Genomic DNA, 24,817 nt, shown 5'->3' with positions numbered 1-24,817 from the left:
TGCCGCCGCCGGCGCCGCGGCAGACCCGGGCGATGTCGTTTGGATCACGCCGACCCGAGCGGGATCTGGCACGCGCTCCCCCCGGAGGGGTACCCCAGCGGCGTTGTCGTCGGTCGCCGACTCCCCCCGGCTCGGCTTCGCGCGCGGGAGGTACCCCCACGACCCCGCTCGGGTCGGCCGGTCCGCACTGCCCGGCACGGCCGGCCTGAGCCGGACGGCACCCCCTGGCCGACGGCGTGCGCGATGTCGGCGATGCGACGGCCCGCGACGGCCGCCGCAATGCCCGCCGGCGGGGCCCGCTCGGCGGCGCCGGTCGGCCGCACGTCCGCCGGACGCGGCCGGGCCACCGTGAGGCCGAGCGCCGAATCGGCGGCCCAGCCGTCCAGGACGGCGCCGAGTCACCGACATCAGGTCGCCGTCGCGCAGGCGGTGGCGGGTCGGGTGCCGTGCACGATCGCGTCGTTCACGCAGGTGCGGAGAACGGCCGGACAGGGGCGAGGCGGTGGCCGGGGAACGGCGAGGCAGCACCGGCTGCGTGTATCGCCTCGATCGGCGCGTCCGACGTCGGCCCCTCGCGTCAATTGGTATACCGGTATTTAAATGGGGCGCACCGGGGGGCCGGTATTAGAATGGCGGCATGGTGCGCACCCCCCTCACCCCCGAAGAGCGTGAACGCGGCGAGCGGCTCGGGCGGTTGCTGCGCGAGGCACGCGGCGGCCGGAGCATGACCGAGATCGCCGCGGCGGCGGGCGTCTCGGCCGAGACGCTCCGCAAGATCGAGACGGGCCGGGCGCCGACGCCGGCGTTCTTCACCGTGGCCGCGCTGGCCGCGGCCCTCGGACTGTCGATGGACGAACTGGTCACACGCTGCGCACTCGTCGCCGTGTGAGCCGGCGTCCGGGGTGAGAGGTCCGCGCGCTGCCGGAAAACCGTGCGTAGCAGAGCCGTAACACGACTGGTGTTGCCTGGTGGCCGTAGTGCCGGTGGTGGGGCGGGAGCTGGGCGATGGCGGTGGATCAACTCCCCGGTCCGGTGCGGGAGTTCGCGGGCTGTCTGGACGGCCTGCTGGCCCGCCTGGACCAGGGGGAGGGCTGGAGCGGCGTTTTCTGGCAGCGGGACCCCGAGGGTATGCGGGCCTGCCTTCAGGGGCGCGAGGTGCCGCCGTGGGACGTCGTGGAGGCGCTGCTGGACGACCTCGCGACGGTGTACGGCACGGGCGCGGCGGACGCCGAGCGGACACGGGCCAGGGGCCTGTACCGGGCGGCTCTCGCCTCGTGCGACGCCCGCCCCAGGGCACGCGCGGCCCTGGCCGACCGGCTCGACGTCATGCTCCGCGAACGGCGCTACGCGGCCGAACGCCAGGCCGAACTGACCCGTCTGCTCACCGCGGGGGCCCCGGGCGCCTCGGGTGCCGGCCTCGACTCCCTCCGCCTCGACCTCGCCTGGGCCCGCGACGACCACGCCCGCGCCTCCGCGAGGTGCGAGGAACTCCGCGGCCGCCTGGCGGAGTTGGACCGCCAGGCGGCGGGCCACTGGACGGGGCCCGTGCGGGAACGGCCGGCTCCGGGACCGGGCCCGTCGACCGACGGGCCCGGTCGGGAGGGGGAGTCGGCGGGGGGCGGTGGCCGGGCCGACCTGCCGGTGCGTGGTGCCGCCGGTTCGGTGGAGGTGCCGGCGGCCGCCGCCTCGTTCACCCCCGCCTCCCCGGCCGTCGTGCCCCCGGAACCGGACCCCGTCGTCCCGTCACCGCCCGCCCGGCATGTCCCGCCCTCCGCCGCGCCCGCCCCGGGGCCACCCCCCGATCCGGGGTCACTTCCCGCGCCGGTCGCCACTTTCCGGAAACGCCGGCGCGGCAGTGCCCGGTTCGCCGGGATGGCCGAGGACGTGGCCGCCCCCGTCCCCGCACCGCAGACGCCCGTACCGGCGGCCCGGGTGCCGCGGGCGGCCGGGTCCGCCCGGCCTCGCGGGGCCCGGTTCGCCGGGGCGGCGGAGCAGTCCGTCGAGGCGGAGACGGTGCGCGTCGAGCACGTCGATGCCGGGGCGGACGCGGCGGTCGCCGAAGCCGTCGGGCGGCTGGCGCGGCTGCGGGCCGCGGGGCGCAGCGGCGAGGCGCATGTGCTGCTGGCCGAGGTCGCGCAGTGGCCCCCGGCCCGCTACCCCCTGCTCGCCGATGCCCTGCACCGGGCCGGGCTCGGGGCCGACTGGGCGACGTTGCTGTGGGAGGCCGCCTCGCTGCCCGCGGAACGGCTGGTCCGCGTCGCCGACGCGCTCGCCGTCGCGGGACGGGACGGCGACGGGCGGCAGTTGCTGCGGCAGGGCGTGGCCCGGCCCGCCGAGCAGGTCGGGTCCGCCGTGCTGCGGCTGGTGGACGACGGGCGGGAGCGCGAGGCGCGGGCCCTGCTGGACGCCTGTGTCCGCGCGCGGACGGCGGAGGCGGCCGCCCGGACCGTCGCCCCCGAGCCGCGGCGGCTCGTGCCGCTGCTGCTCGACGCCGCCCGCGGCGTCTCCGAGGAGCGGCACTGGGACCTCGTGCACGCCCTGCGTGTCGCCGGGTACGGTGCGTGAGAGGAGCCGGGACGACCTCGTACCGGTCTGCCCCGTTTCACCCCGTCGCGCGGATCGTCCGCTCGCCTATCGGCGTGTGAAACGTGATCGACCCCGCCTGTTGACGACGATGGTCTTGGCAAGGGCCTCCAGGAGGCTTACTTTCGTCCCTCTACGGCCTGCTCCACGGGTGTAGAGGCTCTGGCGTCCCGTCGAAGGAGCAGCTCATGGCCAACGTCGTACGCGCCGCACTGGTCCAGGCCACCTGGACCGGCGACACCGAGTCCATGGTGGCGAAACACGAGGCGCACGCCCGTACGGCGGCCCGGCAGGGCGCCCGGGTCATCGGGTTCCAGGAAGTCTTCAACGCGCCCTACTTCTGCCAGGTCCAGGAACCCGAGCACTACCGCTGGGCCGAGCCGGTGCCCGACGGGCCGACCGTGCGCCGGATGCGGGAGCTGGCGCGCGAGACCGGCATGGTGACCGTCGTGCCCGTCTTCGAGGTCGAGCAGTCCGGCTTCTACTACAACACCGCCGCCGTGATCGACGCCGACGGCTCCTACCTCGGCAAGTACCGCAAGCACCACATCCCGCAGGTCAAGGGCTTCTGGGAGAAGTACTACTTCAAACCCGGCAATCTCGGGTGGCCCGTCTTCGACACCGCCGTCGGCAAGATCGGCGTGTACATCTGCTACGACCGGCACTTCCCGGAGGGCTGGCGGCAACTCGGGCTGAACGGCGCCCAGTTGGTCTACAACCCCTCCGCCACCCACCGCGGCCTGTCCGCCTACCTGTGGCGGCTGGAGCAGCCCGCCGCGGCCGTCGCCAACGAGTACTTCGTCGCCGCCATCAACCGGGTGGGCCGGGAGGAGTACGGGGACAACGACTTCTACGGGACCAGTTACTTCGTTGATCCACGTGGGCAGTTCGTGGGCGAGACCGCGAGCGACACGTCCGAGGAACTGCTCGTCCGCGATCTCGACTTCGGCCTGATCGACGAAGTGCGGCAGCAGTGGGCCTTCTACCGCGACCGCCGCCCCGACGCCTACGAAGGACTGATCCAGCCGTGAACGACCTCTACTCCCGCCACCGTCAGGTCCTGCCCGACTGGCTGGCCCTCTACTACGACGAGCCGATCGAGATCACCCACGGCGAGGGGCGCCACGTCTGGGACTCCGCCGGCAACAAGTACCTGGACTTCTTCGGCGGCATCCTGACCACGATGACCGCCCACGCGCTCCCCGAGGTCACCAAGGCCGTCAGCGAGCAGGCCGGGCGGATCGTCCACTCGTCCACGCTGTACCTGAACCGGCCGATGGTCGAACTCGCCGAGCGCGTCGCCCAGCTGAGCGGCATCCCGGACGCCCGGGTCTTCTTCACCACCTCCGGCACCGAGGCCAACGACACCGCCCTGCTGCTCGCCACCGCCTACCGGCGCAGCAACACGATCCTCGCGATGCGCAACAGCTACCACGGCCGCTCCTTCAGCACCGTCGGCATCACCGGCAATCGCAGCTGGTCCCCGACCTCGCTGTCCCCGCTCCAGACCCTCTACGTGCACGGCGGGGTGCGCACCCGGGGGCCGTTCGCCGAGCTGGACGACCGCGCGTTCATCGACGCCTGCGTCGCGGACCTCAAGGACATCCTCGGGCACACCCGCCCGCCCGCCGCGCTGATCGCCGAGCCCATCCAGGGCGTCGGCGGCTTCACCTCGCCGCCCGACGGCCTCTACGCCGCCTTCCGCGACGTCCTCGGGGAGCACGGCATCCTGTGGATCGCCGACGAGGTGCAGACCGGCTGGGGCCGCACCGGCGAGCACTTCTGGGGCTGGCAGGCGCACGCGCAGAGCGGCCCGCCGGACATCGTCACGTTCGCCAAGGGCATCGGCAACGGCACGTCCATCGGCGGCGTGATCGCCCGCGCCGAGATCATGAACTGCCTGGACGCCAACAGCATTTCGACGTTCGGCGGCACCCAGGTCACCATGGCGGCCGGGCTCGCCAACCTGACCTACCTCCTCGAACACGACCTCCAGGGCAACGCCCGCCGGGTCGGCGGTCTGCTCATCGAGCGGCTGCGGACCGTCGCCGCCCAACTGCCGGGGGTCCGGGAGGTGCGCGGGCGCGGACTGATGATCGGCGTCGAGCTGGTCAGGCCGGGCACGGACGAGGCGGACCCGCAGTCGGCCTCCGCCGTCCTGGAGACGGCCCGCGAGGGCGGGCTGCTCATCGGCAAGGGCGGCGGCCACAACACCAGCGCCCTGCGCATCGCCCCGCCGCTGTCGCTGACCGTCGCGGAGGCCGAGGAGGGCGCGGCGATCCTGGAACGGGCCCTGCGGAGCGCGTACTAGGGAACCCCCGGGGGGAAACGGCGCACGGACGAGAGAGACAGGTGCACGGCCATGACCACCGCCTCGCAGACCCCGCACGGCTGGGAGCCCGTGCTCTCCGTGCGCCAGGTGCTGTCCCTGGAACGGGTGCTCGCCGGGGAACCCGAGGTGGTGGCCGGTGCCGGGCAGCTGGACCGGCCGGTGCGCTGGGTGCATGTCGCCGAGGCCGCCGACGTCGGGGTCATGCTCAGCGGCGGCGAGATGGTCCTCACCACCGGCGTCCTGCTCGCCGGCGACGAGGCCAAGCAGGCCGAGTACGTCCAGTCGCTGCACCGGGCCGAGGCGGCCGCCGTCGTCCTCGGCCTGGGCCGCGCCTTTCCCGCGCCCCCCGAGGCGATGCGGCGCGCCGCGGACCGCTGCGGGCTGCCCATGGTGGTCCTGCACCGCCCCTTCCCCTTCGCCGAACTGACGGAGGAGGTCCAGTCCCGCCTGGTGCGGCGCAAGTTCGCCGCCGTCAGCCTCTCGGAGTCCATCCGCACCGCCCTCACCGGCCTCATCACCGCCGGCGCCCCCCTGCAGCGGCTGCTCGACGAGGTCGCCGTGCACAGCGGCTGTCCCGTCGTCGTCACCAACCTCGCCCACCGCGTCCTCGCCACGGCGGGGGAGCGGCCGGCCGTGGACGACGTACTGCGCGACTGGGAGCGCATCGCCCGGCAGGCCGGCGGTGCCCACGGCGACGGCTGGATCAGCGCCGAACTGGGCGGCCGCGGGGAGCGCTGGGGCCGACTGCTGCTGTGCGGCCACCGGGGCCCCGCCGCCACCGGGCGGCTGCTCGCCGACCGGGCCGCCGAGGCGCTGGTCCTGCACCGCATGCTCGGCGGCTCCAGCGCGGCGAGCTGGGAGGAGCAGTCCGCGCAGGGGCTGCTGACCGACCTCGTCTCCGGCGCCGTACCGGCCCGGACCCTGCTGCCCCGGGCCCGCGCCGCCGGGCTCCCGGTCAACCGGCGCACCTTCGTGCCCCTCGTGGTCCTCGGCCCCGGTCCCGAGGAACTCGACCGCGTGCTCCGGCTGCTCGGACTGTCCGGACTCGTCGCCGAACTCGCCGACGGGGCCGCCGCCGTGCTGCTCAGCCTCGCCCGGGACCAGGACGCCGTGGCCCTCACCGGCCACTTCGCGGCCCGGCTGCGCGCCGGGTCCGGGGCCGTGGTCGCCGCCGCCGACGCCCGTACCGCATGGGACGAGGTGCCCGCCGGGCTGCGCGAGGCCCGGCATGTCGCCGACGCCGTCGCCGACTCCTCGCACGCCCTCGACCTGCCCGACGTGGTGCGGCTCGGGGACGTCCATCTGCGCGGGCTGGTACGGCTGTTGCGCGACGACCCGCATGTGCAGGCCTTCGCCGAGCGGGAGCTGGACGGGCTGCTGTGCGCGGCCGAGCCGGAGCTGCTGGGCGTCCTGCGGACCTATCTCGCTACCGGCCGCAACAAGTCCCGCACCGCCCAGCTCCACCATGTCTCCCGGCCCGCGCTCTACCGCCGCCTGGAGGCGATACAGACCCGCCTCGGCGTCGACCTGGACGACTTCGAACAGGCGGCCTCCGTCCACATCGCACTGCTCGCGCACGATGCGCAACAGCGCTGAAATACACGACGACCTGGGAAAACGGCGGTGAAACATGCGGCAGGCGACACGTGACACGGTGGCACGCCGCGCGCCCGCAGACGTGACACGCTGCCCGTCGAAGGCGCCCCGCGCGCTTTCTAGGCTCACCGCACACCGAGCCGACGGAGGTCCCGATGAGCCGAGTGATCCGTGCCGCCCTGTTCCAGACCGCGTGGACCGGCGACAAGGAATCCATGATCCAGGTGCACGAGCAGGCGGCCCGCGACGCCGCCGCCCAGGGCGCCCAAGTCCTCTGCTTCCAGGAGCTGTTCTACGGCCCCTACTTCTGCCAGGTGCAGGACAAGGCCTTCTACGAGTACGCCGAGCGGATCCCCGAGGGCCCGACCGTCCAGCGCTTCCAGCGCCTGGCGCGCGAGCTGGGCATCGTCCTCGTCCTGCCGATGTACGAGGAGGAGCAGCCGGGCGTCCTCTACAACACCGCCGCGGTGATCGACGCGGACGGTTCCTACCTCGGCAAGTACCGCAAGACCCACATCCCGCAAGTCCGGGGGTTCTGGGAGAAGTTCTACTTCCGCCCGGGCAACAGCGGCTGGCCCGTCTTCGACACGGCCGTCGGGAAGATCGGCGTGTACATCTGCTACGACCGTCACTTCCCCGAGGGCTGGCGGGCGCTCGGCCTCGCCGGTGCCGAGATCGTCTTCAACCCCTCGGCCACCTCCCGCGGCCTGTCCCGCTACCTGTGGCAGCTGGAGCAGCCGGCGGCGGCCGTCGCCAACGAGTACTTCGTCGGCGCGATCAACCGGGTCGGCGTGGAGGACCTCGGCGACAACGACTTCTACGGCACGACCTACTTCGTGGACCCCGAGGCCCAGTTCGTCGGCGAGGTCGCCAGCGACAAGGCGACCGAACTCGTCGTCCGCGACCTGGACCTGGCCAAACTCCGCGAGGTCCGCGACCGCTGGCAGTTCTACCGGGACCGCGCGCCGGGGGCGTACGAGCCGCTGACCGCACCCTGACCGCACCCCGACCGCATTCGTTGACCGAGGGAGCAGCATGAGCAGCCGTACCGTCATCCGCGGCGGACTCGTCATCACCGCCTCCGACGAACTCCACGCCGACGTCCTGATCGAGGACGGCCGCATCGCCGCCCTCGCCGCCTCCGGCACCCCCGCCGCCGAGGCGTTCACCGCCGAGCGGGTCGTCGACGCCACCGGGAAGTACGTCATCCCGGGCGGTGTCGACGCGCACACCCACATGGAGCTGCCGTTCGGCGGCACCTTCGCCTCCGACACCTTCGAGACCGGCACCCGGGCCGCCGCCTGGGGCGGTACGACGACGATCGTCGACTTCGCGGTGCAGGGCGTCGGCCACACCCTGCGCGAGGGCCTGGACGCCTGGCACGCCAAGGCCGAGGGCAACTGCGCGATCGACTACGCCTTCCACATGATCGTCTCCGACGTGAACGACGAGACGCTGAAGGAGATGGACCTGCTGGTGGAGGAGGGGGTGACCTCCTTCAAGCAGTTCATGGCGTATCCGGGCGTCTTCTACTCCGACGACGGGCAGATCCTGCGCGCCATGCAGCGCTCCGCCGAGAACGGCGGGCTGATCATGATGCACGCCGAGAACGGCATCGCCATCGACGTCCTCGTCCAGCAGGCCCTCGCCCGCGGCGAGACCGACCCGCGCCATCACGGAGAGGTCCGCAGGGCCCTGCTGGAGGCCGAGGCCACCCACCGCGCCATCCGGCTCGCGCAGGTCGCCGGCGCGCCCCTGTACGTCGTGCACGTCTCGGCGCAGGAGGCGGTCGCCGAGCTGGCGCGGGCGCGCGACGAGGGGCTCCCCGTCTTCGGCGAGACCTGCCCGCAGTACCTGTTCCTGTCCACCGACAACCTCGCCGAGCCGGACTTCGAGGGCGCGAAGTACGTGTGCAGCACGCCGCTGCGGCCGAAGGAACACCAGGCCGCGCTGTGGAGGGGCCTCGCCACCAACGACCTCCAGGTGGTCTCCACCGACCACTGCCCGTTCTGCTTCGCCGGCCAGAAGGAGCTGGGCCGCGGCGACTTCTCCAAGATTCCCAACGGACTGCCGGGCGTCGAGAACCGCATGGACCTGCTGCACCAGGCCGTCCTCGACGGCCGTATCTCACGCCGCCGCTGGATCGAGATCGCCTGCGCCACCCCGGCCCGCATGTTCGGCCTCTACCCGAAGAAGGGCACCATCGCCCCGGGCGCCGACGCCGACGTCGTCGTCTACGACCCGCACGCCGAGCAGATCCTCTCGGCCGCGACGCACCACATGAACGTCGACTACTCCGCCTACGAGGGCAAACGGATCACCGGCCGCGTCGAGACCGTGCTCTCGCGCGGCGTACCCGTCATCACCGAGCGGGAGTACACCGGACGCACGGGTCACGGCGTCTACACCCCGCGCTCCACCTGTCAGTACCTCAACTAGGAGTGGCGCCCATGGACTTCGGACTCGTCCTCCAGACCGACCCGCCGGCCTCCCGCGTCATCAGCCTGATGAAACGCGCCGAGCGCAACGGCTTCACGTACGGCTGGACCTTCGACTCCTCCGTGCTGTGGCAGGAACCCTTCGTGATCTACAGTCAGATCCTCGCCAACACACAGAAGCTGAAGATCGGCCCGATGGTCACCAACCCGGGCACCCGCACCTGGGAGGTGACCGCCTCCACCTTCGCCACCCTCAACGACATGTTCGGCAACCGCACCGTGTGCGGCATCGGCCGCGGCGACTCCGCGATGCGCGTCGCGGGCCGCAAGCCCAACACGCTGGCCCGGATCAGCGAGGCGATGAAGGTCATCCGGGCCCTCGGCCGGGGCGAGGAGGCCGACCTCGGCGGCACGAAGATCCGCTTCCCGTGGATCAGGGAGGGCGCCGAACTCCCCGTCTGGATGGCCGCGTACGGCCCCAAGGCGCTGAAGATGACCGGCGAGGAGGCCGACGGCTTCATCCTCCAGCTGTCCGACCTCTACCTCACCGAGTACATGGTCAAGGCCGTGAAGGACGCCGCCGTCGCCGCCGGCCGCGACCCGTCCGAGGTGACGGTCTGCGTCGCCGCCCCGGCGTACGTCACCGAGGACGACTCGCCCGAGGCGCTCGCCCACGCCCGCGAGCAGTGCCGCTGGTTCGGCGGCATGGTCGGCAACCACGTCGCCGACCTCGTCGCCCGCTACGGCGAGCACTCCGGCCGGGTCCCCGAGGAACTCACCGACTACATCAAGGCCCGCCAGGGGTACGACTACTCCCACCACGGGCGCGCCGACAACCCCGACACCGCGTTCGTGCCCGACGAGATCGTGGACCGCTTCTGCGTCATCGGCCCTGTCGAGAAGCACGTCGAGAAACTGAAGGCGCTGCGCGCGCTGGGCGTCGACCAGTTCGCGGTGTACGACATGCACGACGCCCGGGAAGCCACCATCGACGCCTACGGCTCCCGGGTGATCCCCGCCGTCAACTCCTGATCACCGCCTCCCCGTTGGTCTCCCCCTCCCCGCCGCCTGGGGGGAGGGGGCACAGGGCGCCCGCCCGCGCACCCCCCCCATCGCGCCGCCCGCACGGCACTCCCCGATCCGTCTCACCCCTCCGGGACCGCCCATGACCGACACCGCCCCCGCAGCCATACCCCCGTCCCGTCAGGTCACCCTCCCCGACGGCCGCGTCGAACTCGCCCCCGGCACCCCGCCGCCCAGCGGCCCGTACGCCAACGACGACCTGCTCCCGGTCCCCGCGGCCGGGCGCACCTGGACGACGTACAACTTCTCCGCGCTGTGGGTCGGCATGGCCCACAACACCGCCTCCTGGACGCTCGCCTCCGGACTGATCGCCGTCGGGATGGACTGGAAGCAGGCGGTGTTCACCATCGCCCTCGCCAACCTGGTCGTCCTCGTCCCGATGCTGCTCACCGGGCACGCGGGCCCCAAGTACGGCATCCCCTTCCCGGTCTTCGCCCGCGCCTCCTTCGGCGTGCGCGGCGCCAACCTGCCCGCCGTCGTACGGGCGTTGGTGGCGTGCGGCTGGTTCGGCATCCAGACCTGGATCGGCGGCGAGGCCATCTACTTCCTCGCCGGCAAGCTGATCGGAGACGGCTGGTCGAACGCCGCGCACGTCGGCGGCTACGCCTGGACCATGTGGTTGTCGTTCGCGCTGTTCTGGCTGCTCCAGGTCGCGATCATCTACCGGGGCATGGAGACCGTCCGCCGCTTCGAGAACTGGGCGGCGCCGTTCGTGATCGTCGGCGCGCTGGTGATGCTGGCGTGGATGAGCGGCAAGGCGGGCGGCGTCGGCCCGCTGTTCGACCAGCCGTCGAAGCTCGGCTGGGGCGGCCACTTCTGGAAGCTGTTCTGGCCGTCCCTGATGGGCATGATCGGCTTCTGGTCCACCCTGTCGCTGAACATCCCCGACTTCACCCGCTACGGCAGGAGCCAGAAGGCCCAGACCCGGGGCCAGGCGCTCGGCCTGCCGACGACGATGACCCTGTTCGCGTTCCTGTCGGTGCTGGTGACGTCCGGCTCGCAGGCGGTCTACGGGCAACCGGTCTGGGATCCGGTGCAGTTGGCCGCGAAGACCGACAACGTGGTGGGCCTGCTCTACGCCCTGGTCACGGTCCTGGTGGCGACGCTCTCGGTGAACATCGCGGCCAACCTGGTCTCCCCGGCCTTCGACTTCTCCAACGTGGCGCCCAGGAAGGTGAGTTTCCGCACCGGCGCGCTCATCACCGCGGTCCTGGCGGTGGTGATCATGCCCTGGAAGCTGTACTCCGACCCGCAGGGCTACATCTTCACCTGGCTCGGCCTCGTCGGCGGTCTGCTCGGCACCGTCGCGGGCATCCTCGTCGCCGACTACTGGCTGCTGCGCCGCACCCGACTGGACCTCGCCGACCTGTACCGCGCGGGCGGCCGCTACTGGTACGCGGCCGGCTGGAACTGGCGGGCCGTCGTCGCCTTCCTCGCGGGCGGCGTGCTCGCGATCGGCGGCGCCAGCTTCAAACCCCTGCTCGACGGTCGCCCCATCCCCGCCCTGTCCGCCCTGGCGGACTACGGCTGGGCGGTGGGACTGGGTACGTCGCTGGTCCTCTACCTGGCCCTCACGCTGCTGACAGCCCGCAGGCAGATGTAGGAAGACCCGGAAGAAAGACCCGAAAGGGTGAGGGGCGGGCAGCCGGCTACCCGGACTGCCCGCTCCCGAGCGCACCGACGGCGGCGCGCGCCGCCTTGATGGCGCCCTGGTTGATCTCGTCCGTACCGGGGGCCTTCTTCGTGTCGAAGTCGCTGCCGTTGTACGTGACGACCACCAGGGCGTTGGAGACCTGGACCATCACCACGCCCTCGCGGGTCTGCTGCTTGTCCTCGGTGGTGAGGTTCACGATCGAGTAGGCGCTGTCCCCGAGCCCCGGTACGGCACCGCCGCCGCTCTTCTCGCTCACCTGCTGCTGGTAGTTCTGCTTCGCCTCCTGCTGCGACCCGGCGATCTCGAACGACACGTCGAGCCAGCGGTAGCTGTACCCCTTCAGGGCGTTCCAGGAGCAGGTGCGGCGCACCTTGGTGTCCGTCGACGGGATCTCCTTGCCCTCCGTCTTCGCCCCGGGCACCAGGGCCGTGACCGTGGCCGCGGGCACGCTCGTACAGGGAGTGGGCGCGGCGGCGTACGCCTTCGACCCGGTGGAGGACGACGGGCCGGGGGCGGCGGAGGACTGCGCGGGCGCCTTCTGGCCCGCCGGGGAGCCGTCGGCGGCGGCCGGCGCGGCCGGACCGGACGTCAGCGCCCAGCCGGCGCAGGCGAGCACGGCGACCGGAGAGATCCGCGCGGTGAGCGCGAGCGGCAGAGGAAGAGAACGCACGGCGCACTTCTCGTGGGGGAGGGGGTGCGGAAGGGGTCCGCAGGGTGGACGGGGACGCCAGTGTCACACGAGTGCCTGTAGGGCGGAAGCGAAAACTCGCTGTGTGCTCGCGCAGTGACGCAGGCCTTCGGCAGATGCCCCTTTCACCCCCTTACGTGGCCGTCGTCGCCGAACCCCGGCGCTTCTCCAGCCAGCGGCGGGCGCCGACTTCGCTGGGGTGGACGCGGACGGTGAGCGTGGCGGCGAACCAGCCGACGCACCACGCGGCGATCGCGGGCAGGATCGGTGCCGCGAGCAGCAGGGGGACGAGCCCGGCCCGGCTCCAGTTCCGGGCACGGCCGGACTCGGCCTGCTTGGCCGCGCGGAACGTGTCGGGCATGGGCGGGTCCAGCAGCTGCCGACGCAGGTCCCGGCGCTGCTTGACCCACCCCCGGACGAGGGTCACGCAGGAGCCGGCCACCTGCGTCACGTCCCACACCCGGCGCAGGCCCGGCGGCATGTCGCTGCGGGGGGCGCCCAGGTAGAGCCGGAGCGCGACGTAGCAGAAGAAGGCCAGGACGGTGATCAGGAAGAGGGCGCTGAACGTACGGCGCAGCCAGTAGCGCGGGCCGCGTTCGTACCAGGTCGTGCCGAGGCCCGGCAGGGACGGGATGTCGGTCGGCGTCATGAACCGGTGGAATGCTCCTCGAACCAGCGCCGGGCGCCGGCCTCGCTGGGGTACTCGCGGACGGTGGCGTAGGCGAGGAACCAGCCGACGCACCACGCGGCCACCATGGGCATGACGGGAGCGAGGATCAGTACCAGGCCACGCCCGGTCACGGACAGCCCAGGAGCACGTCTCTTGTGCGCCCTCATGGCCGCGAGGCTCTCCGCGGGACTGGGCGGGTCGAGCAGGTCCGCGCGATGGTCCCTGCGCTGTTTCAGCCAGCCCCAGACCACGGCCACGCACGATCCGGCGGCCTGCACCCAGTACGAGGTCGTGCGCGCGGTCGGCGACCACTCGCTGGTGAACCCGTCGTACAGGCTCAGTGAGAAGAAGACCACGATGGCCGACGCGACGAGCAGGCCGAGGGCGATCCGGGCACGGCACAGCCAGTAGCGCGTACCACGCTCGTACCAGGCGGTGCCGAGCCGGGGCAGCGACGGGATCCCAACCTGACCTCGGGCGGCACCCGTGTCAGAAGATGCTCGTGACGCCATGCCAGATGTCCTTCCCCAGCCTTCCGATGTCTTTCCCCGTGTCCTTCAGCACGTGGCCGGCGCCCACGGCCATCCCGCCGACCACGCCGTGATCGTGGATGTCCTCGCTCCAGTGCTCGTGCAGGGAATGGTCGATGAGGCCGGTCGCGACGACGGCCGCCCCCACTCCCGCCGCGGCCACCGCGAGGGCCGGTGCCTCGGCCGGCATGAGCGCGCTCGCCACCACCGCGCCCGCGACCAGACCGCCGACGTTGGCTCCCTCGTCGGTGGCGACGGAACGCTGCCAGGACCAGCCCTTGTCGTGGTCGCCCTTGGCCTCGATCAGACCACAGGCGCCGGCTGCGGCGACGTCCAGCACCGGCAGTTCCTTGAGGGCGTCCGGTACCGCCTCCAGCCCCTTGCCCAGGCGCAGCGCGTCCGCGGCATCGGCCAGCTTGACGTTCAGGGCACGGTCGTACGGCAGGTTGGTGCTGCCGTTGTCGGCGCGGGCGATGTCCTCCTCCAGCGAGTCGACCTTGGTGACCGCGTCCCGGTAGGCGCTCTTCGCGGGCAGGTCGTCGGGCATCGTGCGGCCCTGCTGCTGGAATGTCTTGCGTTCGGCGCGGAGCTGCTTCTTGGCGGCCTGTGCGTCGGCCTTGGCCGCGTCGATGTTCTTGCGCGCGTCGATGCCCCCCGCCCGGGCGTCCTCGGCGTCGTACGCGTACAGCGTGCGCAACGCGTCGTACAGGGTGACCTTGTCCCCCTGGGACACCGAGTTGTCCTTCGCCGTCGCCTTGTCGTACAGCCCCTGCAACTGCTTCGCCGCCGCCAGCCGCGCATGCTGCGCCGTGTGCAGGATCTCGTTGCGCGCCTTGACGTACTCGTCCCTGGCGGCGGTGGTCTTTTGGGCGTCCGCGCTCGGGGGGTTCGCCGTCGCGATGTCCAGTGGCACGCCCTTGTCGGTCGTCGCCACCCCCTTGCCGGCCGCGGTGTGCTGCGCGTTCTTGAGGGCCGAGTCGCACGTGGACAGCGCGTTGGCAAGCGTCTCCAGGATGTCGCCCGCCGCGTGCACCAGCTCGGCGAAGCCGCCGGCGGCCACCGCGTCCTCGCTCCACTTGGCGCGGAAGGACTGGGCCGCGTCGCCCTTCCAGCTCGCGTCGTCCACCAGCTGGTCCACGGCGCGACCGAGCGGCTTGACGATGCCGTCCAGCTTGTCCTTGGCGTTCTTGTACGTCTCGGCCATCGTGCGGAGCCCGCCGATGTCACCGTCGACCCAGTTGTCGCTCATCAGTCCTCGTCCGGTGGCACTAGATCTTCGAACACGCCGTGGACGTCCACATCGTGTCGATGGAAGGAGTCACGCGCGTACGCGGCCTTGTCCCCGTGGTCGTCCATCCGGTCCGCGAGCGCGATGTGCAGGCCGATGATGAGGTGGGAGATCTCCTTGATCGCCGAGTCGAGCCCCGGATCGCCGCCGCTGACCACGGGCGGCGCCACGTCGTTGTGCAGCTTGCGGTAGGCGTCGGCCTCGTCATGGAAGGTCTTCGCCAACGTGGCCAGATCGCCGTACACGACCTTGAAGTCGGCTGTCATCGGGCCACTCCCTGCGCGTAGGCGGCCAGGTCCGCCGGCTGCCAGTTGGGTTCCGAGGGCGTCGCGCGCGGGTCCAGCACGACGGTGACGCCCTGCTCGCGCACGCCCTCGGCCAGCGGGCCCAGCGAGGTGGCCACCCATGGCTGTGCCTCGCCGAGTGCGTCGACCAGCTTCTCCGGTGTGGTGAAGGCGAAGGCCACGGTGCCGTGGGAGGGATGGTCGAAGAGTTCGAAGACGACGAAGACCGAACGTGCGGGACGGCCGTCCGCGCCGGTGCCGGCGACGGACCTCGGATGGGCCGGTACGAACACCGGCGTGTGGTAGGCGGGTACGCCCGGTTTGGGGCCGGGACGGTCGTCCGTGGCGGGTCGGGGCGGCGGGGCTGCGCCCAGCAGGTCCAGCAGCGCCGAACGGCGCGGCTCGGTGGCTTGCCGTGAAGTGTCGCGTCCCGGCGGGTCTGGTTCCAGGAAATCGTGCAGCCGTGAACGTATCGGCGCCCCCACCGCCTTCACCTCTTCCCCGTGGTTTCGCGTGGCCGTTGGGCTCGACCACGTTAGCCAGCAGTCAATGAGACAAATCAGGCTATGTCGGCGTGCGGAAGTCGACGTGCACGGAACCCATACGACCGTTTGATCCGGGGAAGGGCAGTCCTTGACCCGTTGCTGAACCGGGGCGTCCGCCCGGACCGCCCGCTAAGGCACCCGCGCCGTCCACTCCGTCGACGCGAACTTGCTCCGCGCCAGCTCCTCGGCCCGCGCCAGCTCCTCGTCCGTGATCCCGCCCGGCGCCAGGCCGTACCGCGCGCGGAACGACGCGATCATCCGGTCGATGACCGCCTCGCGGGGCAGCCCCGTCTGCCGACGCAGCGGATCGACCCGCTTCTTCGCGCTGCGCGTGCCCTTGTCGGACAGCTTCTCCCGGCCGATGCGCAGCACCTCCACCATCTTGTCGGCGTCGATGTCGTACGACATCGTCACGTGGTGCAGCACGGCCCCCGGGCCCCCGTCCGGCCCGACCATCCGCTTCTGCGCGGCGCCCGCGATCTTGCCCTGGTCGGTCGCGATGTCGTTCAGCGGCTGGTACCAGGCCCCGATCCCCATGTCGCCGAGGGCGCCCAGCACCCAGTCGTCCAGATAGGCGCAGCTGTCCTGGAAGGACAGGCCCTGCACGAGGGAGTCGGGCACCGACAGGGAGTACATGATCGTGTTGCCCGGCTCGACGAAGGTCGGACGGGGAAGACACTACGAGCCGGCGTGATCATGGGCAAGGACCTACACGCCCTGCTGGGTGCCACGCGGCACAGGCCGGGGCGCGGCGCTTACGGCACGCGTGCGGTCCACTCCTCGGTGGCGAACTTGGTCCGCACCAGTTCCTCCGCGCGTGCCATCTCTTCCGCCGTGACTTCGCCGGTGGTCAGCCCGTAGCGGTTGCGGAAGGAGGCGATCATGTTCTCGATGACCTGTTCCCGCGCGAGGCCCGTCTGCCGGCGGAGCGGGTCGACCCGCTTCTTGGCGCTCCTGGTCCCCTTGTCGGACAGCTTCTCCTTGCCGATGCGGAGCACTTCCAGCATCTTGTTGGCGTCGATGTCGTAGGACATGGTCACGTGATGGAGGACCGCTCCGGGGCCGCCGTCCGGGCCGACCATGCGCTTCTGGGCCGCACCGGCGATCTTGCCGGCCTCGGTGGCGATGTCGTTCAGGGGCTGGTACCAGGCCTTGATGCCCATGTCGCCGAGTGCACCCAGCACCCAGTCGTCGAGGTAGGCGTAGCTGTCTGCGAAGGAGAGGCCCGAGACCAGGGACTCCGGCACGGACAGGGAGTACGTGATCGTACTCAAGGGCTCCACGAACATGGCCCCACCTCCGGAAACACGGCGGACCACGGTCATCCCGTGCTTCGCGGCCCCTTCGGGGTCCACTTCGTTGCACAGGGACTGGAAGCTGCCGATCACCACGGAAGGCGAGGCCCACTCCCATACCCGCAGGGTCGGGGCTCGCCGCCCGGCGGCCACCTCGGTGGTGAGCACCTCGTCCAGCGCCATGTGCAGGGCCGGTGTCTGTGGCTCCATGTGCACCAGCTGCCAGTCGTAGTCGCTCCACTCGGTCGCGTGGGCCAGAGCACGCCGGACGGCGATGCCGACGCCCTCCGCGGTCAGCCCGAGCATCATGGTCGACTCCGGCAGCGCCGCCGTGATCCGGGCGGCCAGCCCTGCGGCGTCCGTCGATGAGGGTGAACCCTCAAGGGCTGCGTTGATCGAGAGGATCGCTTCGTCCGGCTCCAGGAAGAAGTCCCCGGCGACGCGCACGTTGCGCAGGACGCCTTCCTCGACATCCAGATCCACGGCGACCAGCTTGCCGCCGGGTACCTTGTACTCGCCATGCACGGCCTCGTTTCCTTCCAGCGCGCGGCGTGTGTCCTGAGCCTGTTGCTCTGACATTCGGACAGATGCGCACATCTTTCGAATCGCAGCTCAATGCTCGCCCGTAGCGCGCGGCTACGCAGCCTCAAGGGCACTGGAGAGACGGAAGGGACGCCGCGTGCTGTCCAGGCTGCCTCCATGTGGAGGAACAAAACCCGGCGTACAGCCCGACTCGTCTGCCATTTGAGCCCTGACCAGGCAAAACAACCTGGTCGGGGCGTTGGTGCGTCTGGCTGGAGTGCCCGCCTGTACCTGCGGTTTCCTGGGAGTTCCCGGGTGATTGTGCACCGGATGTGCATTGATCTTGAGGCGTCGGAGTGGCTGTCTCGCAGGAAAGGCCAGCGGAGCGTACCGGACGCCGGTTGCATGGGCTGCCAAGAGACTCGGGTCTGGACCGCTGGACGTTGCCGCTCAGTGGCAGGAGCAGTCCGTTCCTCTTGTATGCCTGTGCGGGCGAGCGTTTCGGGGCGGTGACGTCCGGGGCGGGGCGGTGTCGGCGACGCCGTTGTTGCCCGCGTGGGCCGTGGACGGGGTGACGGTCTGGTTGGCCGCAGGTTCGCGCCCTCGGCCGCCGGCCATTACCACGCCGTCCGCGGGGACCTTCCGCTGGGCTTGGGCGTCACGCGAGTGGTCGTACGCGCGGGGACGGTCACCGGAGTTGCTATCGCAACAGGGCGAAGGTAGCACCCGCGACCAGCGCGCCGAGGGCCGTTCCGGCGAGGACCTGGAGGACCGTGTGATCCCTGAGCGCGACTCGGGACCATCCGACTAGGAGGACGAGCGGATAGGCGCACAGCAGCCAAGGGCCGTATGCCATCGCGAGCATCGCGATGGCGCCGGAGGAGACGGCGGTGTGGACGGATATCTTCCACGCCGCGGTGATGGCCAGAATGGTGACGAGGGTGGCCAGCATTGCGGTGACCAGTGCGATCATCTCGCGGGGGGCGCCGAACACGCCCATGAGCAGCATGCCGGTCGCGACCGATGCGATGATGCCGGGAATGAGGATCAGCCGGTCCTGGCGTCGCCGCACGTGCCGGTCACCCCAGTAGCCGCGTCGCTGGCCGAACTTGATGAACATGATCGGGACAACGGCGGCGAAGAGGGCCGCGACCAGCCCCCAGGCCACTCCGGCGAGTCGGTCGGCATGCCAGCCCATGAGGATGGCGACTGCGATGATCCAGTTTTTGGGTTCGAGACCATCGGTGATGGCACGAGCGAACGATGGTTCGGGCCTGGCGAGGGTGGATGTCACGCGGTGTCCTGATCGGATGCGGTGGTAACCGGTGTAACGGTGGTGGAAGCGGCAGACTCGGTCGCGGCATGGACCGCGGGCGAGTGGTAAGCCTCGCTGATGGCGCGGAGCCTGTCGACCTCGGCGTCGAAGTCGAAATCCATGGCGAGCTGCGGACTCGGATGCGCACTGCCTGTCGGTGCCGGTGGTGCGCCGGCGAGCTGAGCGGTAACGGCCGTGTGCAGCCAGATAGCCTCGGCCAGCGCGGAACGCTGTTCGGGGGTGAGTTCGTACTGTTCGGCGGCAGAGCGGGCTCTTTCGCGAACGTCTGGCGAGGCGTGGCGTGCCAGCACCAGAGCGGCGTCGCGAATCTCGATCACCGTTCGGTGCAGCCGGACCCGCGGGCCGGGGTGCAGTGACCGGGTGTCCAACACCACGTCGGGAACGGCCCTGGTGAGTGCTGTCCACAGCGGTCGGATGCATCGCAGTAGCCGCCAGTCACGCAGCACACGCCACAGGACGCCGATGGCGGGTATGGAACTCCCCAGGATGATCAGCGAGATGGCGGTGTACTCGAGAATGTCGGCGATCTGGTCCGTCCGCGCGTCTTCGGTGGCGGTGTGCAGCAGGCCGAGCAGCATCAGGATGGTACGGAAGAGGCTGTACAACGCGCCGAAGACAGTGCCCGTGCCGAGCATCCGCAGGCCCGAGCGCAGCCATCGGGCGCCCGCGTGTCTGCTGCTCCCCCAGAACAGCCGAGTGGCCTCAGTCATGGCCAGCCCGAGAGCCCCGAGGAAGACGATGCAGTAAGCGGTGCCTGGAGCAGACCCCATGTTCGTCTTGAAGAAGTTGTCAGATTCTTCTGGCCGAGGGATGAGCGCGAAGAGAGCGGTCAGAGACGTCATGGCAATGGTGGTTGCCGGAACCAGGGTGCGGCGCAAGCCGGAGACGGAGTCGGGCCGGGCGATAGCGGTGACGAAGTCGACAATCGCGGCCGATGCGATGATGCCGAGCAGGTTCTTGCCCAGGGTGGCCAGGTTGTGGATGCCGGTGACGGAGTCGGTCGCGTGAGCGACTCCCGGCGTCCCGAGGGTCGTCGCGACCGCAATCGATGCGAAGGCGATCCACAGTGCACGCTGCCTGGGCGTGCGGATGGCACCGGGAAGGCGCCAGGCCGCCACGACCCACAGCATGATCTGAGTGAAAGTCTTGACCGCTGTCACGTTCTTTTCCCTGGGTGCCCGAGAGCGTCGTTGAGACGGGCGAGGACGTCCGACGCGCCACTTGAGGTGGAGATGGCCTCGTTGCGGCTGGCGCGCTCAAGGATGAGGGTTGCCAGGGTCTCTGCCTCCTTCTCCTGCCGGTTCCCGAACTTAGTGCGGCCCAGAAGGTGAAGGATGCGGTCGGTGGACAGCCCTAGTTCGATGTCGGTGGACGTGGGTCTGGTTGCGGCCACCCTGATCCGGGCGGCCTCGGCGCGCACGGTCTCGGCGATGGTCAAATCGGGATGCATGCCATTTTCGAAGTCGCTGGTACTCGCCAGAAACCGGCGGAAGTACTCCGAGGCGGTGACGAGTTCGTCGTCGGCATCGCCACGGACGTCAAGCTGCGGCGAGACGTGGCCGAGCAGCATGTGTGCGATCTCGTGCAGGACGATCTGGACCTTGAGGATGTCCGCCGCCCCGGCCTCGTAGAACACCAAGTCCGCCGTGTCGAGGCCCACCCAGATGCCGCACGGCAGGTCGGTATCAGCGGGACCATCGAGGGGAAGTACGAGGAGCGGGCGTCCTCGTTGTGCAGAGATGTTCGCGCAAAAGACTTCGAGGTCGAACGGCTGAGGGATGATCAGTTCGTCCTCGACTTTCCTGCGCAGGTCATCGCGTCTGCGCCTCCACCACTTCATTCTAGCTAGGGTCTCATACCGTTTCCCGGCACAAGCGCAGCCCGGTCGGACACTCGCCGACTCGGCGCTTGCGACCTATCCGCGACGGCGCCTCGAGGGCGGGAGCTTGACTTCGGGCAGGCCCTCGGCTTGACGGAACCCCTCGACGATGCTCTTTATCCCGCGAATTGACCGAGCCGACAGGCCGCCGAGGCGGAACGCCACGGCGCGAACCTCGTTGTCCTGTAGGACATCGGCAAGTTCGTTGGCGGCTTCGGCCGTTTCGGCGCTCTCCTTGATCTCCATGATCCGGGCCTCGACGGCTTCTGAGACGGTGTCGTCAAGGAAGTAGGCTGCAGGCACGCCGAAAAAGTCGGCCAGTGCGCGGAGCGAGTCGACGCTGGGGTTGGTGACCTTACCGGTACGGATCGCTTGGACGGTGCCGTGGGAGACAGTGGGACCTCCTTCGCCGGCACGCTCCCTGATCAGCTCGGCGATCTCGTGGTATGTGAAGGGCCCGCGCCCCTTGGGGTGGATCGCGCCGATCAGGTAGTCCAGCCTTTGAGCAATCGTACGCCGACTGCTCGATGGGCCGCTGTCGCTCATCTACCGACCCCCCCTCTTGCCTGCGTGGTTGCGGACGTGTGTCCGCCTGCGTCTCATTATCTCCTTCACTAGATGTCGTCGCAAGTAGCCCCAGTCGACCATCTCGTTCACTTGACAGGCTGGAGTGGTTGCGGCGTACCGTCACCTCGGCGCGTCTAGTCAACTAGCGCCACGGCAGGCAACGTTTGCCCGTCAGAAGCGCGGTTCGCCGCGCCGGTACGAGCGTTGCCCGTTGCAGCACATAGCCGTACACACCCAGAGCGAGATGCGCGGAGCGTCTACCTCGCTCGTCGGTTTGTACGGTGAGGTGTGGCGCTGGAGGCGTCGGGATGAGCGCTTCGGGCCCACGAACACGGAATGGGGAAACGGGGCGCTGCGCCGGAACGTTTGGGTGCAGCAGCGTGCAGCCGCGCGGAATCGCGCGCAGTTTTTCATGGGTTCATACCTGAGGGGGAAAATGCAGTTTCAGATACTGGGGCCATTGGAGATTGAAACACGAGACGGGCAGCGTGTAAGCCCTCGAGCGCTCAAACTCCGGTCACTCCTGGCTTACCTGTGCATACGCAATACACGATCCGTCTCGATGGACCGCCTCATCGAAGCCCTATGGTCCGGGATGCCTCCGCAGAGCGCCACCACAGCGCTGCACGTATACGTTTCACAGCTGCGGAAGTACTTGTCCAGCGTGGGGGCCGATCCGAAACTGCTCGTCACGCAGCCGCCCGGGTACCGGCTGGACCTGTGCAGCCAGACGCTTGACCTGCGGCGATTCGAGTCCCTGCTCTGCGACTTCCGCAGCCTCCATGCGCAGGACCAGCTTAAGGAGGCGGCAGAGGCTCTCAACATGGCCCTGGCACTGTGGCGTGGGCCGGCCCTCGAAGACCTGCGTGCGGTCCCTTTTTTCCACAACCTGTGTCGGCAGTTGGACGAGAAGCGCGCCTTCGCTTACGAGCAGAAGTTCGAGCTCGAACTCAAACTCGGGCGACACAACTCACTGATCGGTGAACTCTACTCACTCATCGACGAGCAGCCGACCCGCGAGAGTCTCTACTGGCACCTGATGATCGCCCTTTATCGCAGCGGTCGCATCGCAGAATCGCTCGCGGAATACGGCAGGATTCGAAAGATCCTCGTCCAGGAGCTCGGGGTCGAGCCCGGGCTGAAGTTGCAGAAGCTGCATCGAGCAATCCTCGCGCGAGAGGCCTGGCTGGACGACTCGCGGGAGGAAATGAGGTCCGCGTACGCCTCCTGACCGGGCTATCGCATCGCATACCCCGGATCCCGCGCGTTTCCGCGAGCCCAACTCGAAAGGCTCGTCGACGCCATCCCGGGATGAGAGACGAGGATAGCCATGTCCCACGCGCCCGACCGTGCCTGTCGAGGCCGAGTTCATGGACTTCGGCGCCCAGCCGGAGATGATCTCCGACGCGCCATGATCAATGCACCCGATATCGACTGGCGCAGCATCGTGGAACTGACGTCGCGTATCCAGCGAAACTACTCGGTGGAGATTCCCCGCGAGGAGATCAGCCGAGACACAACCGTCGTGGGCTCGTCGCGATGATCTGCGCTCGAACGGGTGTAGCGACCGCTGAATCCGACGGTCGAGCTGAACCCGCGGTGCCCGGGATCACCCCGGGCACCGCGGTTGGGCCGGCCACGCACGGCCCGGGCCTGGCGGGCCGCCGGCTCCGGCCGCTGCCCGCCACCCCGCCGCCGGGGTCATCGCGTGGCGGCCCGGCAAGGCGATCGGCGATGGCCTCGGCTGCTGCCCGGTCTGGAAGCAGTTGTAGAGCTGTCCGATCAAGCGGTTGAACAGATGCCGCCGGGCCTGGGCATGCCAGCTTCCGTGCTCGCGCCACCTCCGGTAGTAGGTGTCGGCTCCAACAGGGGGCGGCCCGATGCCCACGCGACCACCGCGAGAACCCACCGCAACGACAGTCCCCAAATCCCCAACAAGAACGACCCGGAACCGGTTACTCAAGGATGAGGGCCTCGACGGCCGGGTTCCCGCACCCGCGGAAAGAGGAAGTCGGCCGATCCACCGGCATGTGGAAAGCAGACCAGACGAGTTCCGGCGTCGTGTGCGGTTTGGAACCGCCGTATCCAGGAGCCGGCGTCGACGGCGCTGCGATGTGGAGCTGTCGGCGTCCTCCTACTCCGCGTACACATAACAGCGTCAGAGGGATCCGAACGTGAAAGACATACTGGAAGCCGTCCTCTCCGATAACGCGGCAGCCTCCGATTTCGCTGCCATCGCCGTTCCGGAGAGCTACCGCGCGTGCGTCCTGCGCAAGGAAGACGTGGGAATGTTCGAGGGCATGGCCATCGCGGACAAGGATCCCCGTAAGTCGCTACACCTCCAAGAGGTTCCGACTCCGCAGCCCGGTCCTGGCGAGGCTCTGGTGGCGGTGATGGCCAGTTCGGTGAACTACAACTCCGTCTGGTCGGCCATCTTCGAACCCCTACCGACGTTCAACTTCCTTGAGCGGTACGGAAAGATGTCGCCACTGAGCAAGCGGCACGATCTGCCGTACCACATCATCGGCTCCGACCTGGCCGGCGTCGTACTGCGCACCGGGCCCGGGGTCAACGCCTGGAAGCCGGGTGACGAGGTCGTCGCGCACTGCCTGTCGGTGGAGCTGGAGTCGAGCGACGGGCACAACGACACGATGCTCGACCCCGAGCAGCGCATCTGGGGTTTCGAGACCAATTTCGGCGGACTGGCAGAGATAGCGCTCGTCAAGTCCAACCAGCTGATGCCCAAGCCGCGCCACCTCAGCTGGGAGGAGGCCGCCGCACCCGGCCTGGTCAACTCCACTGCCTACCGACAGCTCGTCTCGCGCAATGGCGCCCAGATGAAGCAGGGCGACAACGTGCTCATCTGGGGCGCCAGCGGCGGACTCGGCTCCTACGCCACCCAGTTCGCGCTGGCCGGCGGCGCCAACCCGATCTGCGTGGTCTCCTCGCCGCAGAAGGCGGAGATCTGCCGGGCGATGGGCGCCGAGGCGATCATCGACCGCAACGCCGAGGACTACCGGTTCTGGAAGGACGAGCACACCCAGGACCCCAAGGAGTGGAAGCGGTTCGGCAAGCGCATCCGTGAACTCACCGGTGGCGAGGACGTCGACATCGTCTTCGAGCACCCCGGCCGGGACACCTTTGGGGCCTCCGTCTACGTCACCCGCAAGGGCGGCACGATCGTCACCTGCGCCTCGACGTCGGGCTACAACCACGAGTACGACAACCGCTACCTGTGGATGTCCCTCAAGCGCATCATCGGCTCCCACTTCGCCAACTACCGCGAGGCCTGGGAGGCCAACCGCCTCATCGCCAAGGGCAGGATCCACCCGACCCTGTCGAAGGTGTACTCCCTGGAGGAGACCGGCCAGGCCGCCTACGACGTCCACCGCAACCTGCACCAGGGCAAGGTCGGCGTGCTCGCACTGGCGCCGTGCGAGGGCATGGGCGTGCGCGACCACGAGATGCGGGCGAAGCACATCGACGCGATCAACCGCTTCCGCATGCTCGCGAACTGAGAACGCTGG

General features: G+C 69.9%; 22 protein-coding genes and 1 pseudogene. 11 read left to right on the top strand and 12 right to left on the bottom strand.

Annotated elements, in window-relative coordinates:
- Positions 1-637 precede the first annotated feature (637 nt).
- From ACZ4MF_RS30970 to ACZ4MF_RS30930, 9 genes are all read left to right on the top strand, one after another.
- On the top strand, positions 638-889 hold the full coding sequence (locus tag ACZ4MF_RS30970) for a helix-turn-helix domain-containing protein (protein ID WP_356025348.1): 252 nt from the start codon (positions 638-640) through the stop codon (positions 887-889).
- Between the two features lie 116 nt (positions 890-1,005).
- Positions 1,006-2,565 carry a hypothetical protein gene (locus ACZ4MF_RS30965; RefSeq protein WP_467495280.1) on the top strand — a complete coding sequence of 520 codons (1,560 nt, stop codon included), beginning with the start codon at positions 1,006-1,008 and terminating at the stop codon, positions 2,563-2,565.
- A gap of 206 nt (positions 2,566-2,771) precedes the next feature.
- A complete protein-coding gene (locus ACZ4MF_RS30960) occupies positions 2,772-3,614 on the top strand; it encodes a nitrilase-related carbon-nitrogen hydrolase (protein ID WP_467495278.1) in 843 nt (280 codons plus the stop codon).
- Complete coding sequence (locus tag ACZ4MF_RS30955) at positions 3,611-4,894, top strand: aspartate aminotransferase family protein (RefSeq protein WP_467495276.1); 1,284 nt, start codon at positions 3,611-3,613, stop codon at positions 4,892-4,894. Before ACZ4MF_RS30960 ends, ACZ4MF_RS30955 begins: the two co-directional genes overlap by 4 nt.
- A gap of 51 nt (positions 4,895-4,945) precedes the next feature.
- Entirely contained in the window at positions 4,946-6,511 is a 1,566-nt protein-coding gene (locus ACZ4MF_RS30950; protein WP_467495274.1) for a PucR family transcriptional regulator, read from the top strand.
- 155 nt (positions 6,512-6,666) lie between these two features.
- The gene (locus tag ACZ4MF_RS30945) at positions 6,667-7,509 is read left to right on the top strand and encodes a nitrilase-related carbon-nitrogen hydrolase (RefSeq protein WP_467495272.1); all 843 of its coding nucleotides are present in this window, start codon (positions 6,667-6,669) and stop codon (positions 7,507-7,509) included.
- Positions 7,510-7,546: 37 nt separating this feature from the next.
- Positions 7,547-8,950: a dihydropyrimidinase gene (hydA, locus tag ACZ4MF_RS30940; RefSeq protein ID WP_467495270.1), complete on the top strand. Its 1,404-nt coding sequence runs from the start codon at positions 7,547-7,549 to the stop codon at positions 8,948-8,950.
- An 11-nt stretch (positions 8,951-8,961) separates the two neighbouring features.
- The gene (locus ACZ4MF_RS30935) at positions 8,962-9,981 is read left to right on the top strand and encodes a TIGR03842 family LLM class F420-dependent oxidoreductase (RefSeq protein ID WP_467495268.1); all 1,020 of its coding nucleotides are present in this window, start codon (positions 8,962-8,964) and stop codon (positions 9,979-9,981) included.
- Between the two features lie 133 nt (positions 9,982-10,114).
- Positions 10,115-11,635, top strand: coding sequence for an NCS1 family nucleobase:cation symporter-1 (locus tag ACZ4MF_RS30930; RefSeq protein WP_467495266.1), 1,521 nt, complete (start codon positions 10,115-10,117; stop codon positions 11,633-11,635).
- A 46-nt stretch (positions 11,636-11,681) separates the two neighbouring features.
- Here the strand turns inward: ACZ4MF_RS30930 and ACZ4MF_RS30925 are convergent, their stop codons facing one another.
- The 12 genes and pseudogenes from ACZ4MF_RS30925 to ACZ4MF_RS30870 all read right to left on the bottom strand — a co-directional run bounded on the left by ACZ4MF_RS30925 (position 11,682) and on the right by ACZ4MF_RS30870 (position 21,269).
- Positions 11,682-12,356: a hypothetical protein gene (locus ACZ4MF_RS30925; RefSeq protein ID WP_467495264.1), complete on the bottom strand. Its 675-nt coding sequence runs from the start codon at positions 12,354-12,356 to the stop codon at positions 11,682-11,684.
- Between the two features lie 151 nt (positions 12,357-12,507).
- Complete coding sequence (locus ACZ4MF_RS30920) at positions 12,508-13,023, bottom strand: hypothetical protein (RefSeq protein ID WP_467495262.1); 516 nt, start codon at positions 13,021-13,023, stop codon at positions 12,508-12,510.
- Positions 13,020-13,556 carry a hypothetical protein gene (locus tag ACZ4MF_RS30915; RefSeq protein ID WP_467495260.1) on the bottom strand — a complete coding sequence of 179 codons (537 nt, stop codon included), beginning with the start codon at positions 13,554-13,556 and terminating at the stop codon, positions 13,020-13,022. Before ACZ4MF_RS30915 ends, ACZ4MF_RS30920 begins: the two co-directional genes overlap by 4 nt.
- Positions 13,534-14,823 (bottom strand): WXG100 family type VII secretion target, encoded by a 1,290-nt coding sequence (locus tag ACZ4MF_RS30910; RefSeq protein WP_467495258.1) that lies wholly within the window; start codon positions 14,821-14,823, stop codon positions 13,534-13,536. Before ACZ4MF_RS30910 ends, ACZ4MF_RS30915 begins: the two co-directional genes overlap by 23 nt.
- The gene (locus ACZ4MF_RS30905) at positions 14,823-15,128 is read right to left on the bottom strand and encodes a DUF6317 family protein (RefSeq protein WP_467495256.1); all 306 of its coding nucleotides are present in this window, start codon (positions 15,126-15,128) and stop codon (positions 14,823-14,825) included. Before ACZ4MF_RS30905 ends, ACZ4MF_RS30910 begins: the two co-directional genes overlap by 1 nt.
- Positions 15,125-15,631, bottom strand: a complete 507-nt coding sequence (locus tag ACZ4MF_RS30900; RefSeq protein ID WP_467495254.1) for an SAV_915 family protein — start codon at positions 15,629-15,631, stop codon at positions 15,125-15,127. Before ACZ4MF_RS30900 ends, ACZ4MF_RS30905 begins: the two co-directional genes overlap by 4 nt.
- 189 nt (positions 15,632-15,820) lie before the next feature.
- Positions 15,821-16,351, bottom strand: a pseudogene (locus tag ACZ4MF_RS30895) (lipoate--protein ligase family protein); the annotation flags it as partial.
- Positions 16,352-16,446: 95 nt separating this feature from the next.
- Positions 16,447-17,511 (bottom strand): lipoate--protein ligase family protein, encoded by a 1,065-nt coding sequence (locus ACZ4MF_RS30890; protein WP_467495252.1) that lies wholly within the window; start codon positions 17,509-17,511, stop codon positions 16,447-16,449.
- Positions 17,512-18,208: 697 nt separating this feature from the next.
- Complete coding sequence (locus ACZ4MF_RS30885; RefSeq protein WP_467495250.1) at positions 18,209-18,802, bottom strand: hypothetical protein; 594 nt, start codon at positions 18,800-18,802, stop codon at positions 18,209-18,211.
- Positions 18,799-20,004, bottom strand: coding sequence for an MAB_1171c family putative transporter (locus ACZ4MF_RS30880; RefSeq protein WP_467495248.1), 1,206 nt, complete (start codon positions 20,002-20,004; stop codon positions 18,799-18,801). Before ACZ4MF_RS30880 ends, ACZ4MF_RS30885 begins: the two co-directional genes overlap by 4 nt.
- Positions 20,001-20,684 (bottom strand): hypothetical protein, encoded by a 684-nt coding sequence (locus tag ACZ4MF_RS30875; protein WP_467495246.1) that lies wholly within the window; start codon positions 20,682-20,684, stop codon positions 20,001-20,003. The genes ACZ4MF_RS30880 and ACZ4MF_RS30875 overlap by 4 nt, the downstream gene beginning before the upstream one ends.
- A gap of 75 nt (positions 20,685-20,759) precedes the next feature.
- Positions 20,760-21,269 (bottom strand): helix-turn-helix domain-containing protein, encoded by a 510-nt coding sequence (locus tag ACZ4MF_RS30870; protein WP_467495244.1) that lies wholly within the window; start codon positions 21,267-21,269, stop codon positions 20,760-20,762.
- Between the two features lie 265 nt (positions 21,270-21,534).
- Between ACZ4MF_RS30870 and ACZ4MF_RS30865 the strand changes: the two genes are divergently transcribed.
- A complete protein-coding gene (locus ACZ4MF_RS30865; RefSeq protein ID WP_467495318.1) occupies positions 21,535-22,521 on the top strand; it encodes an AfsR/SARP family transcriptional regulator in 987 nt (328 codons plus the stop codon).
- Positions 22,522-23,464: 943 nt separating this feature from the next.
- Positions 23,465-24,808 carry a crotonyl-CoA carboxylase/reductase gene (gene ccrA, locus ACZ4MF_RS30860; protein ID WP_467495242.1) on the top strand — a complete coding sequence of 448 codons (1,344 nt, stop codon included), beginning with the start codon at positions 23,465-23,467 and terminating at the stop codon, positions 24,806-24,808.
- Positions 24,809-24,817: the final 9 nt, after the last annotated feature.

Source organism: Streptomyces sp. NPDC025793, assembly GCF_055558375.1.
Note: the sequence above shows the minus strand (reverse complement) of the source record. Positions and strands in the feature narration are given on the sequence as shown.